The 1620-nt window shown below is 42.0% G+C and carries 1 pseudogene; it reads right to left on the bottom strand.

What is annotated here, in order from left to right:
* Nucleotides 1-126: 126 nt before the first annotated feature.
* A pseudogene (locus tag PVE40_RS12690) lies at nucleotides 127-1562 on the bottom strand (IS3 family transposase).
* Between the last annotated feature and the right edge of the window lie 58 nt (nucleotides 1563-1620).

Below are 1620 nucleotides of genomic sequence, written 5' to 3'. Positions count from 1 at the left end.
TTTTGTACTGACCCCCAAAAGTTGGACTTGTAGGAGAGAAGAAATTCTCTCCTTTTTATTCGTTATTTATTTTTCTCTTCGTTTACAGGTTATTGATTCAAGAATCCTTCGGATGGACGGAGGGGCCTAAGTAACCAGTTCTGATGCCATGTGATTTAGCCGGTATTCTATTGGACTCACCCATCCCAGTTTCTCTTTCATCCGCTCATGATTGTAGTAATGGATGTAGGCAGTAATAGCTCGCTCCAGTTCCCTAAAGCTCCGGTATATCTTTCCATAATACATCTCTTGTTTCAAGATGCCAAAGAAGTTCTCCATTGGGGAATTATCCAGGCAATTCCCTCTCCGGGACATACTCTGAAAAATTTTGTGTTCTTTAATTTTGGCACTATAGGCCTTCATTTGGTACGCCCAGCCTTGGTCAGAATGGAAGGTCCGCCTAAACTGGCAACCTTTCGTGACCTCAATTGCTTTTTCCAAAGCTTCCATGATGGTCTCCCCATTGGGTTGTGTGGAAATGCTATAGCTGATAATTTCACGGTTAAACAAGTCTAGAAACGGATCAAGGTATACTTTCTTCATCTGAAGCTTGCCGGTTGTGTCTGCTTCGTAATACTTAAACTCAGTTGTGTCTGTCGTGATTTTTTGATATGGAATGGTGGAGGAAAACCTACGGTTAATCCGATTTTGTGCCACTCTTCCTACCGTACCTTTATAGGAGCTGTACCTACGTGACTTTCGCGTGAAGGCAACGACACGAATATCCAGTTCCCGGATAAGACGTTGAACCTTCTTCTTGTTCACAACCAGGCCACACTTCATCAATTCTTTTTTCATAGGAATATGACCATAGTTCGCATGTTTTTTTCGAATCGCCAACATCACTTCCTTGACTTCCACATCTGGGTCTTCACGATCCAACCGTTTCTGCCAGTACATATAGGTTGATTTGGGGAAACGGATGGCAGCCAGGATATCTTTCAATTGGAATTTTCGGCGGAGTCTGTGGACGATTCGGGCAGTTTGTTCGTTGGTTCTTGGTTTTCCTGGGTCTGCAGACTCCGCAATTCTTTTAAAAAGGCATTTTGGATTTGTAAGGATAGGATTTGGGTTTCAAGTTCTTGGATTCGCTTCGAATGGTTGCTTTCTATTGGTGACTGGAAAGCTTTCTTGGCTCCATTTTTCTTTTTATTATTCTTCATTTCAGATGGCCATCCCTTCGCTCCGGCAAGTCCTTGAAGGCCTTCGGCCCGGAAGGTGGTCATCCAACTCACAATCAGGTTTGGATTCGTCATTCCCAATTCCGTGGCTAAATTCCGATAGGAAATCCGCTTTGATAGGTACAACTCTATCGCATCTTGTTTAAATTGAACAGAATAATCCTTCTTTTTCTTGATTCTCTGCAGGCCTTCTTCACCGAAGGCCTGGTAATTAATGACCCAGTCCCTGGGCATAGTAGCGCTAGGAATTCCATATTTCTTGCTTATAAAGGAATATCCTCTACTTCCACTCAAGTATTCATGAACAATTTTTAACTTAAATTCAAAACTATATTTGACCATAAAAATACCCCCAAAAATTAGATTTTTTAGGTCTAACTTTTGGGGGTCGGGTCATTTT

The organism is Jeotgalibaca caeni, from assembly GCF_028863945.1.
GTDB lineage: Bacteria > Bacillota > Bacilli > Lactobacillales > Aerococcaceae > Jeotgalibaca > Jeotgalibaca caeni.
This window is presented reverse-complemented; position numbering and strand designations above follow the sequence as displayed.